Here is a 15,516-nt window from a genome sequence, read left to right as displayed (position 1 = left end):
GATTAGCTAGCCGCGACTGGCTCAGCACCCGATTGCAGGAAACTGTAGCCTTTGTCTTCGAGTTCGAGCGCGAGCGACTTATCGCCACTGCGGACGATCTTACCGCCGGCCAGTACGTGGACTTTGTCAGGCACGATGTAATCGAGCAGGCGCTGATAGTGAGTCACCACGACAATCGCACGCTCCGGGCCTCGGAGTGCATTGACGCCTTCGGAGACAATTTTCAGTGCGTCGATGTCCAGTCCCGAATCCGTTTCATCGAGGATAGCAAGCTTGGGCTGCAGCATCGCCATCTGTAGAATCTCGTTGCGCTTCTTTTCGCCACCAGAGAAACCCTCGTTAACACTGCGGTCCATCATCGATTTATCCATGCCGAGCAGCTCGAGTTTTTCCTTGAGCATGGCCACAAAATCCTTGCGGCTAATAATTGGCTCTTCGCGATACTTGTGGATCGAGTTAATCGCTGCCTTCAGGAAGTACTTGTTGCTGACACCGGAGATTTCGACAGGATACTGATAGGCGAGGAAGACGCCTTCGGCGGCCCGCTCTTCAATCTCCATGTCAAGCAGATCCTTGCCGTTGTAGAGCACTTCGCCCTCGGTGATTTCATAGTCCTCACGCCCGGCGAGAACGTGTGCCAAGGTACTCTTGCCCGAGCCGTTCGGGCCCATGATTGCATGGACTTCGCCGGCAGCCACGGTAAGATTGATGCCTCGCAAAATCTCCGTGTCTTCACTGCGAGCGTGTAGGTTTTTGATTTCTAACATGGTTTGAAAAAAGGTTCGATGGAGGAGTATTGTTTCGTGTTTTGCAGTTGTGAACCGTGTGCCATCAGGCACCGAGCGTCGCGTGATGCCCGGAAGCGGACGCGAATTGACCCAGTGAGCAAACGAGTTCCTTAGCCGACACTGCCTTCGAGGCTGACGTTGAGGAGCTTGCGTGCTTCGACGGCGAATTCCATGGGCAGGACGTCGTAGACTTCCTTGCAGAATCCGTTGACGATCATGTTGACCGCGTCTTCGGTGGACAGGCCACGTTGACGCAGATAATAGATCTGATCTTCACCCACTTTGGATGTCGACGCTTCGTGCTCGACCTTGCCGGTCGTGTTCCGCACCTCGATGTAGGGGAACGTGTGGGCACCACAGCGATCACCGATCAACATCGAATCACACTGCGAGAAATTGCGGGCATTGGTCGCCCCTTTGAGGATCTTGACTTCGCCGCGGTAGCTGTTCTGACCAACGCCTGCCGAGATACCTTTCGAGATAATCGTGCTCTTAGTGTTTTTGCCAATATGAATCATCTTTGTGCCCGTGTCGGCTTGCTGATGATTGGCGGTGACCGCAACGCTGTAGAATTCCCCGACCGAGTTATCGCCTTGCAAGATCACGCTGGGGTATTTCCATGTGATCGCTGAGCCGGTTTCGACCTGTGTCCAGGAAATTTTCGAATTCGTGCCGCGACAAGCACCTCGCTTGGTTACGAAGTTATAGATCCCGCCTTTGCCTTCGCTATCGCCGGGATACCAGTTTTGCACCGTCGAGTATTTGATCTGAGCATCGTCCATGGCGACCAATTCCACGACAGCGGCGTGCAATTGATTCTCATCTCGCTTGGGTGCGGTGCAGCCTTCGAGATAGCTAACGTAACTGCCCTCTTCGGCGATGATCAACGTCCGCTCGAATTGCCCAGTGTTTTGGGCGTTGATCCGGAAGTACGTCGACAGTTCCATCGGGCAGCGGACACCCTTAGGGATGTAGCAGAAGGAGCCGTCGCTAAACACGGCTGAGTTCAACGAAGCAAAGAAGTTGTCCGAGTGAGGCACTACCGAGCCAAGATACTTTTTAATCAACTCGGGGTGACTATGGACCGCCTCAGAAAACGGGCAGAAAATGACTCCGTGTTTCTCAAGCGTTTCGCGAAACGTGGTCACGATCGAAACACTGTCGAACACTGCGTCAACGGCCACGTTGGCGAGCACTTTTTGCTCTTCGAGCGGGATGCCAAGTTTTTCGTAGGTTTCCAATAGCACCGGATCAACCTCGTCAAGGCTGCTCAGCTGCGGCTTCTTTTTCGGCGCCGAGTAGTACACCGACGCTTGATAGTCGATTTTGGGATAGTGCACATTGTGCCAGGTCGGCTCTTCCAGGGTCAGCCAATGCCGATACGCCTTGAGTCGCCAATCGAGCAACCACTCGGGTTCGTTCTTCTTCTGCGAGATCAGTCGCACGACATCTTCACTGAGACCAGCCGGAATCGCGTCGGCCTCAATGTCGGTGACGAAACCGTGCTCGTATTCGCGTTGTGCGTACTCTTCCAGCATCGCGTTTTCAGTTGACATGATTGTTTCTCCGGGGTGGCCTTGGATGTCGATTCAGAGCAGGGCGAGTGGGGGCTATCAGAATAGATAATGAAAAAGTTCGAGCCGACGCGTAGCCTAGCCCGCGGGGCGGTTATGGTGAACCACCACCGTGAGGTGTGCGGTCAGTTGTGCCCGCCAGGGGCGGAGTTTGCCGAGCCATCGTGGCATTTAGGTCACGAAACGGAACCCAATCTGCAGGCAAGTGATCCTCATGAAAGATCGCTTCCTCAGGGCACTCCGGCACACATGCTTCGCAATCGATGCATTGCTCGGGATGGATGTAGAGCATCTTCGGGCCCTCATGGAAACATTCGACCGGACAAACCACAACGCAATCCGTGTGCTTGCATTCGTAACACGGCTCGGCAACGACGTGGGTCATGGAGTGAGAGGGTTCTAAAAAGAATAGAGGGTGCAAGGGTTCTAAGCTGCGTTGATGGACGGGATGGTGCGTCCTGTCGTGACGGGAATTGTTTGGGTGCACATCTTGCGCCAGTTTCACGGAGTAAAACCACTGGTCAGCCGTAACCCGTTTGATGTCAACACATTAGGGAATCTAAGGAGTCTCACTCGACCGAGGACGTGTGACCATATTTGGTCGTTTTCATGAGCCGTAACTGCCTCCGATGCGGCCGTGAGCAACGATTCGAATGGCTTTGGATTTTACAACCGCTTATCGCGAATCAGGACTTTGACCGCGATCCACCGCCACAACGGCAGTGTGTTGGCTGGGGTGAAACTCGCAACGCAAACGCAGTTGACGAAATATGGTTACTCGATCATATTTAACCATGTTCTGTCATCAGTAAGTCGCTTCGAGGACGATCCCTGTGCCTGCCTCGCCCCTTCCATCGGCTGCGTCCCTTCCTCCCGACTTCCACGCTCCCGCCTACGAGCGGCTGGTCGAGCGGATGCTTCGCCAGCTGAACATGGGCCATGGTCTCGACGAGTTACTGGCATCGGTGTTTGACCAGCTGTCGGGTGTCGTGCCTTACAACCGCATCGCAGTGGCATTGCTGGAAGAGCCTGCTCACGTGCTCCGGTTGGTTGCCTGTCGGTCTGACGGCGAAGTCAATCTGAAAACGGGGTACGCTTCGCGAGTCCAAGGCTCAACCCTGGCCCCACTGCTCGAGACAGGTCAACCAAGGATCATTGCTGATCTTGCGGAGTACTCACGCCGCAAGCCCACGTCGAGTTCGACGGCACTGATCGTTCGTGAGGGCATGCGGTCGAGTTTGACGCTCCCGTTGCTTGCAGACGGAAAACCCATCGGTGTGATCTTCTTTTCCTCGCGTGAGCCGGATACCTACACGGCGGGCCACGCTGAGTTGCTGGCTCGCTTAGCAAGCCCGATTGCCATCGGAGTTGAGAAGACACGATTGATTGGACAATTGAGGCAAAGCAATCAAGAGTTGGCGTTGGCAAACTCAGCCAAGGATGACTTTCTCGACACGCTGAAGTGTGAAGTCGACAAGCAGACCCAACAGCTCCGTCGCTCCGAAAGCCGATATCGATTGCTCGTCGAAATGGGCCGGGTGGTCAACTCCAGTCTCGACATTCGCGAGGTGTTTCATCACGCCGCCGTTCAGATCCACAAGCAACTGGAGTGCGACCGCGTCAGTTTGTTGTTGACATCGTCGAAGTCACCCACAAGGCATGGGTTCGCCGTGGAGTTTACAGGCGATCGCGAGTACTGGCCGGATGTTCCGACACAAGCACTGCCAGGGTCGGCATTTGACTGGGTGATGCAGCACCGCGTGCCACAGGTGGTTCGTTCGCTGCGGCAAGATCATTCGTTTCCCGAAGATCAACGGTTATTTGAGACGGGTTATGGATCGAAAGTTTATCTACCTTTACTCTCACGTGATCTGAGCGTCGGAGTGTTGGGGATAGTCTCGCGCCGCGAACAACAACCGGATCACTGGGACCTCGAGTTGCTGCGAGAAATTTGCAGTCAGCTTTCGATCGCGCTTGACAATGCGTCAGCCTACAGCGAGATCGAACGGCTCAAGCGAGAACTCGAGCAACAGAACGTCTATCTTCGAGATGAAATTCGGACGGACCATGACTTTGGCAATATCATTGGCGACTCGCCGGCGATGCGGCAGGTTCGCGTTGCGGTCGAACAGGTTGCCTTAACCGACTCGACGGTGTTGATCCTCGGCGAGACCGGTACCGGTAAAGAACTGATCGCAAGGGCGATTCATGAGAGCAGTTCCCGCAGCAAGAATTTGTTGGTGAAGGTCAACTGCGCGTCGTTGGCGCCTGGTTTGATCGCGAGTGAGTTGTTCGGTCACGAGTCCGGAGCGTTTACGGGTGCGACCGAGCGTCGGCGCGGTCGTTTTGAGTTGTCGCATCACGGCAGCATCTTTCTGGATGAGATTTCGGAAGTCCCTGCCGAGACGCAGGTGATGTTGCTGCGGGTGTTGCAGGAACGCGAGATCGAACGGGTTGGGGGAAGCGAACCGATCGAGATCGACACACGCGTGATCGCGGCGAGCAACCGTGATCTCAAGGCCGCGGCGGAGGCAGGTGAATTCCGAGACGATCTCTACTATCGGCTCAATGTGTTTCCCATCCTTGTGCCTCCGCTGCGTCAGCGCCGCGAAGACATCCCCGCACTACTGAATCATTTCATTGCACGATTTTCCAATCGGATGAACAAGCCGATCACGCGGGTTGATCGCCGTACGATGGAGATTCTGATGCAGTACGATTGGCCGGGGAACGTTCGTGAGTTTGAGAACATTATCGAACGCTCGATGATCATCAGTCGCGGTGACACGCTGTCGATCGAGTCGTCATGGTTGTCGGGTGACGGATCGTTGCCCAGCAGCACGCAGGAGCGGGCTCTGGAAGCGACCTCCGCTGTCCAGCCGACGCTGGCGGAAATCGAACGCCGTGCGATTCTGGATGCACTTCAGCGCTGCGATGGGAAAATCTACGGTCCTGGCGGGGCCGCCGAAACACTGGGGCTCAAACCGACGACGTTGTATGGCAAAATGAGGAAACAGCGTATCAAGACCACACGGCAGCATGAGTAAGTTTCAAGGACATGTGTATGGTCGCCTTTCGCTCGGCATGTCGATTGTATTGGAGAAGCATTTGTTGACGATCGGATTCTCTCAGCAAGTGGCTACCTTGAGCTGCGAATCGGTAGCAGGATGTCGCTATGGGCGTGAGACCATGGATGCCTTAGAATTCACGATACGACCTCACGGTCACAAGAAGCCAGCCAATGACATCTCCAGGCCCCGGACATCTTTTCCGGACGCTTGAATTGTTCCCTTCAATTGAATAACAGATATCTCATGCGATTCCACCGTTTCCTCACTTTTGCAGTCCTGGCTCTCGTTTCGGTTTCCGCGTTCGCTGTAGACGTCGGTGAGAAAGCCCCCAGTATTGAAGCTAAGGATGACACCGGCGAAGTTTGGAAATCATCCGAACACATCGGCAAGAAGGTCATTGTCCTGTACTTCTATCCCGCAGACATGACCGGTGGCTGCACGGCACAGGCCTGTGGATATCGCGACAAGATGGAGGACTTTACCGAGGCGGGTGTGGAAGTCGTGGGAGTCAGCGGCGACTCGGCGGAGAACCACCGGATCTTCAAGAAAGCTCACGAATTAAACTTCACCTTGTTGGCTGACAACGATGGGGAAGTCGCCAAGAAATTTGGGGTGCCTGTGACGTTGGGCGACAAGACGGTGGTCAAACAGATCGATGGGGAGCAAACGTCGCTGTTGCGAACCGCAACCGCCAAGCGATGGACATTCGTAATCGATCGGGATGGAAAGATTGTGCATAAGGATTCCGCCGTCAAGGCCCAGCAAGATCCTGCGACCGTCGAGAAAGTGATCCAAACGCTGAAATAAACGGATCATCCGACGGAAGCGGGCGGGGGAAAATGGCACGGGCGTAAGCCGAAGCTGCTGCGGCGCAACGGTTTCGGTTCGGTTTGCGGGGGGCGTCAGCAGCTTGTCGTTTTTCTTTCGCCGCTTGAGTTCTCTTTTTCTTGCCTACCGGGACGGTCACCTACTCCAATTTCTCCGATTACCTGCGGTAGATCGTCCCACTGCTCGACGCGTCGCCCCGGTCCGAGTCGCGGCGTCGCTGCGACCTCTTCGACGGCCCTCATCGCGCCGGTGAATCTCAAGCGTGACGGGCACAGGTCTTACTTCAACGCGGATGCGAGTATCGCGCTGCGCACTAAGAGGAGCTGGAGGCTCATATCAAAAAATGGAGATAACGGCTTTGCATGGGATTCTGTGCTTGTCGCGTACCGAATCGGGTTGACGCTGCCCTGAGATTGTTTTTTTCAAAAGCGACGCAGCCAAGTGGACCGGTGACGCAGCCGATCCCATTGCCTCTCCGACAATGGCGATCCATCGAGGTGTTTTTCGGATTCGAGAGATCGGCAAAAATGTTTCTACCCGCATTAAAACCGCCAGCCCCAACGTCGTGCCGAACAGTAGTGGCCGGGGCCCTGACGGGATGTCGTTGAGGTGGGGGGCGGTGTCCTATGTGGCCGCTGAATTGAGATCTAAACTCTTGGTGCAACGCGGCGCGCCGAGAAGCTATTTTGCTGGTGTTGTTGTCTAATCTCGAACCACATGACGACCAACTGTGTGAATCACACGGAGCTGGAACCTTTGATCGAATTATCCAAGACGCTCATTTTGCTGGAAGCCTACGACCTCACGCTGGTTGTCGTTGGATTAGGCGTGCTGGGATTAGCGGCATTATTGCATCGGTTTGAGAATCTGCCATTCTCATTTCCGATTCTGGCCCTCGCCCTGGGCTACATCGCGTTTGCCCTGCCACTGGGCCTTACACCGCCCGACCCTCGACAGCACGGATCAATTGCCGTTCACCTGACAGAGATTGGAGTGATCATCTCATTGTTTGGGGTGGGGTTGAAGATTGATCGATTGCCGAACCTACGCACCTGGAGTTCGACTTGGAGGATGCTCGGGATCTGCATGCCGCTGACGATGGTCGGCGTCGCCCTATTGGGCTGGTGGATGGTTGGCCTGGCACCCGCGGCGGCCGTCTTGCTGGCCGCAGCGCTCGCTCCAACCGACCCTGTTTTGGCTTCAGACGTGCAAGTTGGTGAGCCTGAACCGGAAGTGCCCGATGATGAAAGGGTGGCGAGCGACGAGGGGAGATCGCCGAACCGAGCGCCTGCGGAACGGGAGGACGAACTTCGTTTTACCCTTACGTCCGAGGCAGGGTTGAACGATTCTTTGGCTTTTCCATTCACTTACCTGTCACTGTTCATGTTGACCGGAGGACTTTCAGCGAGCGATTGGTTTACCCAATGGTTATTAATTGACGTTTTCTACCGTGTTTTCGCGGGTGTTACCGCAGGCGTTGCCGTCGGCTGGGTGCTGACGCACGTTCTGTTGCGTCTGCCCGTTAAATCGGAGCAGGAAAAGATGAACGTCGGGGTGGGAGCATTGGCCGCAACATTGCTATTGTATAGCCTGACCGAATGCGTTGGAGGTTATGGTTTCCTGGCTGTGTTTATTGGCGGTTTAACCATCCGCCACCGAGAGCCTACGCAACAATCGCACCAGTCGCTGCACATTTTTGCCGAACAGGCGGAGCAGTTGCTCATGACGGGGATCCTGATCGCTTTGGGAGGCGCGATCGCAGGCGGCCTATTTGCGTCATTAACATGGGAAGCGGCACTGTTGGGGGTGCTACTGATATTCGTGGTGCGTCCCGGCGCAGGAATGGTCGCACTAGCGGGCGAGAAACGGCTGTCAGGTCTGGACCGATGTATCGCAAGCTTTTTTGGCATTCGCGGAATCGGATGCCTTTACTACTTGGCGTACGGGGTGCATGAAGGAGAGTTTCGGGACGAAAACCTGTTGTGGGCCGCGTGTGCCTTTACGATCGCCTTGTCGGTCGTCGTTCACGGCGTGTCTGCCTCACCAGTGATTCGGTTTCGAGACAGACGCGCGCGAACGGCGGGTGAGGGCTAGTGGGGAACGTGTAAGCGCCGGCCAACCAGCAGCACGCACATGAATGTAAGTTGAGACGCAGCGCCGGAATATGGTGATGTATTCTTCAGTTTCGCGGAGCTCTATTTCTCTTGGCAGTTCCCACTCACGATTGCCATTCAAATTTCGCGAACATCTTCTGGAGCACTGGAGCACTGGAGACAAGCCAGAAAATCTCTATCGCACCGCTGCACGGGGTGGACGGGTGACCGTTTTCTAAGCGGTGACGCTGGCATGCGATATGGTATTGGAAATGCTTAACCGATTCGTCAAAGGTCCCGCAGATCGCCGCGCCCCGCGTGAACCGGGCGCGGCGATCGCGAGGTCGTGGAGGTGGTTATTTCACGCCCTCGTACCCTTCTGACATCGCATCGGCTTCTGCCAAGGCTTTCTCGTACTCAGCGATTTTCGCATCTTCGGCACCATCGACGATGTTGGATGTACCCTGCGAATCGCAGCCACCGAGAATGATGGAGACGCACAGGAGACCTATAGAAAAAGTTAGTTTTTTCATTTCACATGTTTTGGAATTGAGTGAGTTGGATTGACAGGGGGTGGCATCTCGCGAACGACTTGGTATCGCGAGATGTCGACAATGACCCCGGGGCTGTGGTTTCGGGATGGCATCAGCACGCGCTGCAGAATTCCGCATCGGGCGGTTCAGATCGGCGGCGGCATCTCCCCAGGGAAACGCGGAGTGACCGTGGCCACTCCGTACCGAGGCGGGCAAGTCTTAGAAGTCACCGCTAATGACTTCCCGTGCAGCACGCGAACCCAGCGATCCCCATAGCCCAAACGGGCTCTGGCTACCCGGCGCTGGCGAACCTGCACGGTTGGCGACTTGTGGTGCATTCTTGTTGCCCGCTTCAATTGAATCGGTGACAAATCGGACCGCACCATCGCCCATCAGGACGTGCACGCCGCCTTGGTGTCGGCTCGAGGGCGGAGTCACAACATCGCGATGGTCACGACCTTCCGAGCACAGTTGCTTGTTGGGCCCCAAGACAGTCGTCATCTGCGAGTAAGGAGGCATGTAATCGTGCCAGCGGTACCCTCGACCCCATGTCGCGTTCTTGGTCAACCCAGCTGAGATCCAGAAACTAGGACGTTCTGGGTCGATGTATGGCTCCGCATAAGACGGATCGAGTCGACACTGATTTTTTTCATTGGGCGACGCATGCCCGCCAACGTTGGTAGGCACTGTGGTTCGGTTGTCGTTATCGCCGAGGTCGGTGGTGATCTCGCCGCACATGATTGTATTGGAGAGTCCATCGAGTGTATCACGGAACTTGATCGCTCGACCGTTCACAAACATCCCACGCTGAGCAGATCCAGAGGCATTGGCGTGGGCGGTGTCGGAAGCGTAAGGCAACACAGCACCGGACGCGACTTCATCAACATCGAGATAAGAGTCTCGCGAATAGACCGCAGAATCACCCATGCATGCCGCATAGTTGGTCCGCCCCAAGGATGGCAGGCCCGTCCCGGGGTCGCTGGGGCAGCGGAGCGTTTTAACTTCGGTCGCCCAGGGCGGATATTGAACACGATCAGGGTGCGGGCCCATCGCCTGCCATGGCGGTGATTTCGCAGAGCCATTTGAGTTGATCGCCAGCGGGTTGGATATTTGAGCCCACAGAGCCTGTTGCTCCAAGAATGGAGTGAGACCTACCAAGAACGATAGCCGCTTATTCGATGAGATTTCGCGACCGGGATTGACGTCCCATGGATCGCGACCGCCTACCGCGTAAGTGCCTGATGCATGCACAGGCAAGTTGTTGTATGCCGAATGATAATTGTGGACGGCCAGTCCGATCTGCTTGAAATTGTTACTGCAACTCATCCGCCGAGCGGCTTCCCGGGCTGCCTGCACGGCGGGCAATAGCAGCCCAACCAGCACGCCGATGATGGCGATGACGACCAGAAGTTCCACTAACGTGAACCCCCTGACACTACGAGGTTGATGTGACACGTCGAATCTCCTAAATGGAAAAAGATAAGTGAACAAAAGCTCACATAGAAGAGGTGGGGCACCATGCCGCATGACCCGTGTCGATCGCATGGGATGGCGTCCTTTACGCCACTGTAGCCTATCAATGCTCGTGGGGCAAACATCAATTCCAGCGGGTAGTGCCCCGCACGCTAATTGGCGTGAACCGAGTCGCTGCTCGTACCGTTTGGGAAAAGAGGTCGGGCTCAACCATCCCGGGTGAGTCGGCAGCCGGAATCGGACCTAAGTCCCTCGAAAAGTGGGGGGCGCGTGACGCGGCAACCGTTGTGCTTTTGCATCGTCGATGCTGGCGGTTTTAGCGTTGCCATCCGCGAATGGGTTGCACGATGCACCGCGCGTTGTTGGGTTGCCGTGCTGTCACTGCCTTCGCCTTCTCGGTCAGCAGTGGCGGAGCATTTCGAGATGGCAACGCTTTAAAATCATATTGATGCGTTGAGATGAAGCCATCGCAGAAAGATGGCTAGCGGCGAGAGCGCCGAGGCTCATGGAGCAACGCTGAGGCGCGCCGCCTGCATTGGCACCATGACCAATGCAGATGATCGGCGAGCAGAGCGGGATGAATGAGAAACTCCAGCGACACTCTCGGCGTTCACGCCGCGGCGGTCGAGCGGGAGCGGATTGAGCGCAGCGTTGTCGCTCTATGGATTTGCACGCGGCCCACTGACGAACTCGCTTCGTCGGTAGGGATGTATGCGAGAGCGGTTACAACCGACAGTTGTTGAGAGTCATTTCGAACACGGCTGTAGCGCCGATCGCTTTGAGCTGGTCCATCACATCAACGACTTCGCCACGACGAACCATTACCTGCACGCTGCACCAGTCAGGATCTTCAAGCGAGTTGATAGTGGGGGAATTAAATCCCGGAGTAACCTTTTCCGCAGCCGCCAATCCGGCGCGAGGCACGTTGTACTGGATCAGGGAGTAGTCGCGGGCGATGACGACGCCTTCAAGTCGCTGGACCAGGCTGTCAGCAACGTCACCGAGACGCCGGCTTTCGTTTTGGATCAGGACGGTTTCATAGTGCCCAATTTCTTCGAGGATGCGGAGACGGTTGGCGGCCAGCGTGCTGCCGGTTTCGACCAGGTCGACGATTGCATCGGCAACACCCAGCTGGATCATCGCCTCAACGCTGCCTGCGAGCGAGACGAGATGGGCTGTCGCACCATGATCGGCCAGATATCGACGGGTAACGTTGGGGAAGCTGGTGGCAACTCGTTTTCCATCCAGTTCCGAGGCCGATGCAATCTTGGTGTCGTCAGGCACGCAGAACGCGAGTCGACAGCGACCTACTCCAAATTTCATACGTTCCTGAACCGCTGCGCCGGATTCCTCGACAAGATCACCGCCGGTAATTCCCATGTCGATAGCGCCCTCAGCGCAGAGCGTCGGGATATCATCGGTGCGCAGGTACACGAGATCGACACTCATGCCGCTGACGCGGGCGAACAGGCCGCGATTTTGCCGGCGAAAACGCAATCCAGCCTGTGACAATAAATCTGTGGCAAGTTCGCTCAAGCGTCCTTTGCTAGGAATACCGAGTCGCAGATGTGAGTCAGAAATCATGGCTGGGTCCTCGATTGGTCTTGGTCGGAGTTCCGGGCGGCCTTTTCGGCCAGCCCCGAGGTGCCTTCACGGCGAGCGAGTTCCGCAGCAACCTCGTCGAGCGAAATGCCTCGCCAAGCGAGCATGACAAGTGTGTGGTAAATCAGATCGCCGGCTTCATAAACTGTGTGGTTGCGCCCGTCCTGGCCGCTTTCAGCCGCCGCCTCGATCAATTCCTCCGCTTCCTCCCGAATCTTCGCTCCGATTGCCGCTGCGCCACCATCGAGCAATTTTGTCGTATATGAGCCCGACGGGCGTTCAGCGGCGCGTCGGGTGAGCGTCGCCATCAGGCGATCGAGCGGTGCAAGCGATTCAGGCACGGGCAATGAGTGGTATCGAAGGAGGAGTCACGGATGGAAAGGAAGCTCGGACGCCGCAGATATTAGTCGCGCGAGGAGACTTCGCCAACCGCCACATGCTTTCCGGTCCGCCGTTGACACCGCGGGCAAAAGAATGTGGATCGCTGGGCTTGAACGATTCGCTCGATTGTCCCCTCGCGACAACGCGGGCAGATCTCCCCAGCCCGGTCGTAAACACGATGCATATTTTGGTAGCCGCCCGACCTATTGAGCGCATTGCGATAGGTGCCATCGCTCAGCGTACTGCCTTCATGAGTGATCGCTTCACGCAGTACATCGCCGATAGCGACGTGTAAACGTGACCATTGCGGGCGGCTGAGCTTGCTACACCGCACCCTTGGATCGACGCCAGCAACGAACAGGATTTCTGCAGCGTACAGATTCCCAATTCCGGCGACCGCTGTTTGGTCGAGGAGAGCGACCTTGATCGCCCGCCCACTGCCGCCGAGACAACGTCGCAGCTCCTCCGCGGAGATCGTCAATGCATCTTCGCCCAAACGAGAATTAACCTGTATTTCATACTCCTCCGGACTCAGTAAGCGGATCGTACCGAGCCCGCGGCGGTCCCAGACCAGCAACGGTCCCGCAGTCGACCGTGGTGCGGCGACAGCAGAGTCATCGCATGATTCTGCTACACTGTCGCGCTCATGGAGTGCCAGTGAGCCATCGGCAAAATCGATTCGCAGCCTGAGATAGTCGGCGTTGGGCGGGTCGGCCAGGAGCACCAGCCCGCTCATCCGCGGTTCAATGATGAGTCGATCTGCATGCTCGAACACGATCACTACCCGTTTCCCTCGGCGTTCAATCGCGATGACTTCTTGGCCAGCGAGACGACGGTGGAGCTCGCCGATCGCGGGTTCCACTACGCACGGGCGGCAAGGGCACGGGGGCTGCGTCACTGTCGCCACTCTCATCCCAACGATTGGGCGAATGCCACGGCACATCGTTTCGACTTCCGGTAACTCCGGCATCAACGATTCTTCGCGTCTTGAGCGTCGGACTCATCAACACGTAGCAGCCCGAGCGTCTTTCCCGCGGAGTCTAACTCAAACTTATATCGATTGAGATAGCTCAGGCCGAGAAGCGGTTGGGCTCGATGGTCGATGGGTTCGAGCACGACCGCGTCGACATCTTTCGCTTCGAACTGGCCCACCCTGACGCTGGCCAGAGACACCCGACGGCCGCTGATTTGCTGCCCATTGGCGAGTTGCATGCGTAAAATGGGGGCGTCGTCAGGAACCGACACCTGCAATTCTTCCGCAGCTTCGGCAGGCAACGTCACCAGTGTGGCTCCGCTGTCGACGATCATGCGGATGGATTGCCGATTGACGCTGACCATCGTGAATAGGGGACCGCTGCCGGTGGTATCCAACGCAATGGTTTCTTGGAACACTTCCTTTTCAAATTCGCGTAATCGAGCCTCGACCACGCGCATAATTTGGTCGGCATCCACGTCAGCGGGAACGTTGAAATTGGCCTGCATCACTGTTAACGCAATCTGCACGTGCCGATCTGCCAGTTTCACCTCGATTGATTGCTCCAAATCGTCGAGCTGTTTACGAATTTGGAACACCGATTCTGCGTACTCTTGCTCGGCCGTATTCAGTTCCCCTCGCGCCACCTGCATGGCCTTTTCGTATTCGGTGCCTTGTTTACGGAGCTGTCCGATTTGGGTGCGGGTGGCATTGATCAACGCAACCAGGCGGTTGTTCTTGCCTACATCGAGTCCGGCGACACGAGCGAGTTCGAGGTTCAAATCACCATCGTTGTGTCGCAGTTGATCAATTTTGTGTTCCAACTCCGCGAGCTTGCCCTGGTTTTCAGCGAACGCTTTCTGCTGGAGTCGGAGTTCGCGACGGTCCCGAGCAAGACTACTGATGAGACGTGACAGCTCTGCCGACTGTGTGCTTTGAATGGTATTGCCACTGCGTCGCATGCCCGCGTCGAACAGCACGCGATCAGCTTTTTCTACAACAGCATCAGAATAGGTGAGGTTCGGCGACTCCGTAACTTGCGAGCCCGCCCCAGGTTGAGCGGTGTCGTCCGACTGCGCGTTCGCGGATGATGAAAACGTCACGATCACGATCAGGACAGTGGACCAACGAGCGACTCGTGGGCCACGTCGACGAGCTGAAATGGGGAACGCGGGCGACATGATCATCAGTCCATGGTATTTCAAGGAGAGCGTTCTATTGTAAGCTAAAGAGTCACGTGCGACGTCCTCTCTGCCCCCCATTCTTAGGTATAGTTCTCATTCATGGATGCCTCCAGCATGAAACCGGTTCCCATGACGTGCCCAACTTGTGCAAGAAAATTCCTTTCTGACGAGTCGCCGACGCCGCCATTTTGCACTTCCCGATGCCAGCTGATTGACCTGGGGAGGTGGTTCAACGAAGAAATTGGAGTGCCTTTCGAAGGCGACGCCGAGGACACCCCGGTGGAATATCGAGAAGAATCCGACGAACCTTACCGGGAATGATTCTGTCCCGGTGGCATCTCCGGATGGCACTTGTCGCACCGTCCGGACTTGGTCACAATGGATGATCTTTGATTCGTCACGGCAGCCTTTTCCAACACTTGGGTGTGGGAAAGGTTTCTTTTTTGGTTTCTGCGAACTTTCAGGATGACAGGCATGGTTGAATCCGTCCCCATGACCCGCGAGGGATACAACAAAATCAAGGCGGAGATTCACCGTCTCGAAAACGTGGAAATGCCGCTCGTCACCGAGAAAATAGCGGAAGCTCGTGAGGAAGGTGATCTCAAGGAGAACGCGGAGTATCACGCCCAGCGTGAGAATCAGGGAATGTTGATGGCTAAAATCAACGAGCTCAAGGATAAAATTGCGCGCGCTTCGATCATCGACTTGTCAAAGTTACCCAAGGACGAGGTCGTCTTTGGTTGCACGGTGACTGTGGAAGACGTCGCCTATGGGGACGAAGAGCAATTCACGCTCGTCGGTGCGGGAGATGAAGACTATGACGCTGGAAAAATTCTGGTAACGAGTCCCTTCGGGCAAGGTCTGCTGGGCAAAAAGGTTGGCGAGGAAGCTGAAATCGATGTCCCGGCCGGCAAAATTAAATTCAAAATCTTGAAGATCTCTTTTGATCTCTAGGTGAGTCCCTCGTGGCGACTGCGGTCGCGAACTGACCGAGCCCACATTCAGGCGAACGTGGG

14 protein-coding genes are annotated in these 15,516 nt (G+C 56.1%); 5 read left to right on the top strand and 9 right to left on the bottom strand.

The window, feature by feature from the left end:
- Positions 1–2 precede the first annotated feature (2 nt).
- From sufC to Poly21_RS07740, 3 genes are all read right to left on the bottom strand, one after another.
- Complete coding sequence (gene sufC, locus Poly21_RS07750) at positions 3–767, bottom strand: Fe-S cluster assembly ATPase SufC (RefSeq protein WP_146406287.1); 765 nt, start codon at positions 765–767, stop codon at positions 3–5.
- 131 nt (positions 768–898) lie between these two features.
- The gene (gene sufB, locus Poly21_RS07745) at positions 899–2,344 is read right to left on the bottom strand and encodes a Fe-S cluster assembly protein SufB (RefSeq protein WP_146406286.1); all 1,446 of its coding nucleotides are present in this window, start codon (positions 2,342–2,344) and stop codon (positions 899–901) included.
- Between the two features lie 112 nt (positions 2,345–2,456).
- A complete protein-coding gene (locus Poly21_RS07740; RefSeq protein ID WP_146406285.1) occupies positions 2,457–2,747 on the bottom strand; it encodes a 4Fe-4S dicluster domain-containing protein in 291 nt (96 codons plus the stop codon).
- Between the two features lie 448 nt (positions 2,748–3,195).
- Here Poly21_RS07740 and Poly21_RS07735 point away from each other — a divergent pair, with 448 nt between their 5' ends.
- The 3 genes from Poly21_RS07735 to Poly21_RS07725 all read left to right on the top strand — a co-directional run bounded on the left by Poly21_RS07735 (position 3,196) and on the right by Poly21_RS07725 (position 8,355).
- Positions 3,196–5,409: a sigma 54-interacting transcriptional regulator gene (locus tag Poly21_RS07735; RefSeq protein WP_302118040.1), complete on the top strand. Its 2,214-nt coding sequence runs from the start codon at positions 3,196–3,198 to the stop codon at positions 5,407–5,409.
- Positions 5,410–5,676: 267 nt separating this feature from the next.
- Complete coding sequence (locus Poly21_RS07730) at positions 5,677–6,240, top strand: peroxiredoxin (protein ID WP_146406284.1); 564 nt, start codon at positions 5,677–5,679, stop codon at positions 6,238–6,240.
- Between the two features lie 738 nt (positions 6,241–6,978).
- Entirely contained in the window at positions 6,979–8,355 is a 1,377-nt protein-coding gene (locus Poly21_RS07725; RefSeq protein ID WP_146406283.1) for a cation:proton antiporter, read from the top strand.
- A gap of 355 nt (positions 8,356–8,710) precedes the next feature.
- On the opposite strand, the gene Poly21_RS27235 is transcribed toward Poly21_RS07725, so the two are convergent.
- The 6 genes from Poly21_RS27235 to Poly21_RS07700 form a co-directional block, all read right to left on the bottom strand.
- Complete coding sequence (locus tag Poly21_RS27235) at positions 8,711–8,887, bottom strand: hypothetical protein (protein WP_302118037.1); 177 nt, start codon at positions 8,885–8,887, stop codon at positions 8,711–8,713.
- Positions 8,888–9,106: 219 nt separating this feature from the next.
- Positions 9,107–10,342 carry a DUF1559 domain-containing protein gene (locus Poly21_RS07720; protein WP_302118036.1) on the bottom strand — a complete coding sequence of 412 codons (1,236 nt, stop codon included), beginning with the start codon at positions 10,340–10,342 and terminating at the stop codon, positions 9,107–9,109.
- A gap of 741 nt (positions 10,343–11,083) precedes the next feature.
- Positions 11,084–11,944 carry an ATP phosphoribosyltransferase gene (gene hisG, locus Poly21_RS07715; protein ID WP_146406282.1) on the bottom strand — a complete coding sequence of 287 codons (861 nt, stop codon included), beginning with the start codon at positions 11,942–11,944 and terminating at the stop codon, positions 11,084–11,086.
- Positions 11,941–12,303, bottom strand: coding sequence for a phosphoribosyl-ATP diphosphatase (gene hisE, locus Poly21_RS07710; protein WP_302118033.1), 363 nt, complete (start codon positions 12,301–12,303; stop codon positions 11,941–11,943). Before hisE ends, hisG begins: the two co-directional genes overlap by 4 nt.
- Before the next feature lie 62 nt (positions 12,304–12,365).
- Positions 12,366–13,313, bottom strand: a complete 948-nt coding sequence (locus Poly21_RS07705) for an Fpg/Nei family DNA glycosylase (protein WP_146406281.1) — start codon at positions 13,311–13,313, stop codon at positions 12,366–12,368.
- Positions 13,313–14,497 carry a retropepsin-like aspartic protease family protein gene (locus Poly21_RS07700; RefSeq protein WP_146406280.1) on the bottom strand — a complete coding sequence of 395 codons (1,185 nt, stop codon included), beginning with the start codon at positions 14,495–14,497 and terminating at the stop codon, positions 13,313–13,315. The genes Poly21_RS07705 and Poly21_RS07700 overlap by 1 nt, the downstream gene beginning before the upstream one ends.
- Positions 14,498–14,599: 102 nt before the next feature.
- Here Poly21_RS07700 and yacG point away from each other — a divergent pair, with 102 nt between their 5' ends.
- Together yacG and greA are read left to right on the top strand one after the other, a co-directional pair.
- The gene (gene yacG / locus Poly21_RS07695) at positions 14,600–14,821 is read left to right on the top strand and encodes a DNA gyrase inhibitor YacG (protein ID WP_146406279.1); all 222 of its coding nucleotides are present in this window, start codon (positions 14,600–14,602) and stop codon (positions 14,819–14,821) included.
- Between the two features lie 153 nt (positions 14,822–14,974).
- Positions 14,975–15,454, top strand: coding sequence for a transcription elongation factor GreA (gene greA, locus Poly21_RS07690; protein WP_146406950.1), 480 nt, complete (start codon positions 14,975–14,977; stop codon positions 15,452–15,454).
- The last annotated feature ends 62 nt before the right edge of the window (positions 15,455–15,516 follow it).

Origin of the sequence: Allorhodopirellula heiligendammensis (assembly GCF_007860105.1) — a bacterium.
Lineage (GTDB): Bacteria > Planctomycetota > Planctomycetia > Pirellulales > Pirellulaceae > Rhodopirellula > Rhodopirellula heiligendammensis.
The sequence above is the reverse complement of the archived record's forward strand: the minus strand, read 5'-3'. Positions and strand labels throughout refer to the sequence as shown.

Excerpts from the sequence above, each read along its gene's own strand:
- sufC (WP_146406287.1), bottom strand. The coding sequence starts at position 767 with ATGTTAGAAATCAAAAACCTACACGCTCGCAGTGAAGACACGGAGATT.
- sufB (WP_146406286.1), bottom strand. The coding sequence starts at position 2,344 with ATGTCAACTGAAAACGCGATGCTGGAAGAGTACGCACAACGCGAATAC.
- Poly21_RS07740 (WP_146406285.1), bottom strand. The coding sequence starts at position 2,747 with ATGACCCACGTCGTTGCCGAGCCGTGTTACGAATGCAAGCACACGGAT.
- Poly21_RS07730 (WP_146406284.1), top strand. The coding sequence starts at position 5,677 with ATGCGATTCCACCGTTTCCTCACTTTTGCAGTCCTGGCTCTCGTTTCG.
- Poly21_RS07725 (WP_146406283.1), top strand. The coding sequence starts at position 6,979 with ATGACGACCAACTGTGTGAATCACACGGAGCTGGAACCTTTGATCGAA.
- Poly21_RS27235 (WP_302118037.1), bottom strand. The coding sequence starts at position 8,887 with ATGAAAAAACTAACTTTTTCTATAGGTCTCCTGTGCGTCTCCATCATT.
- hisG (WP_146406282.1), bottom strand. The coding sequence starts at position 11,944 with ATGATTTCTGACTCACATCTGCGACTCGGTATTCCTAGCAAAGGACGC.
- Poly21_RS07705 (WP_146406281.1), bottom strand. The coding sequence starts at position 13,313 with ATGCCGGAGTTACCGGAAGTCGAAACGATGTGCCGTGGCATTCGCCCA.
- Poly21_RS07700 (WP_146406280.1), bottom strand. The coding sequence starts at position 14,497 with ATGTCGCCCGCGTTCCCCATTTCAGCTCGTCGACGTGGCCCACGAGTC.
- yacG (WP_146406279.1), top strand. The coding sequence starts at position 14,600 with ATGGATGCCTCCAGCATGAAACCGGTTCCCATGACGTGCCCAACTTGT.
- greA (WP_146406950.1), top strand. The coding sequence starts at position 14,975 with ATGGTTGAATCCGTCCCCATGACCCGCGAGGGATACAACAAAATCAAG.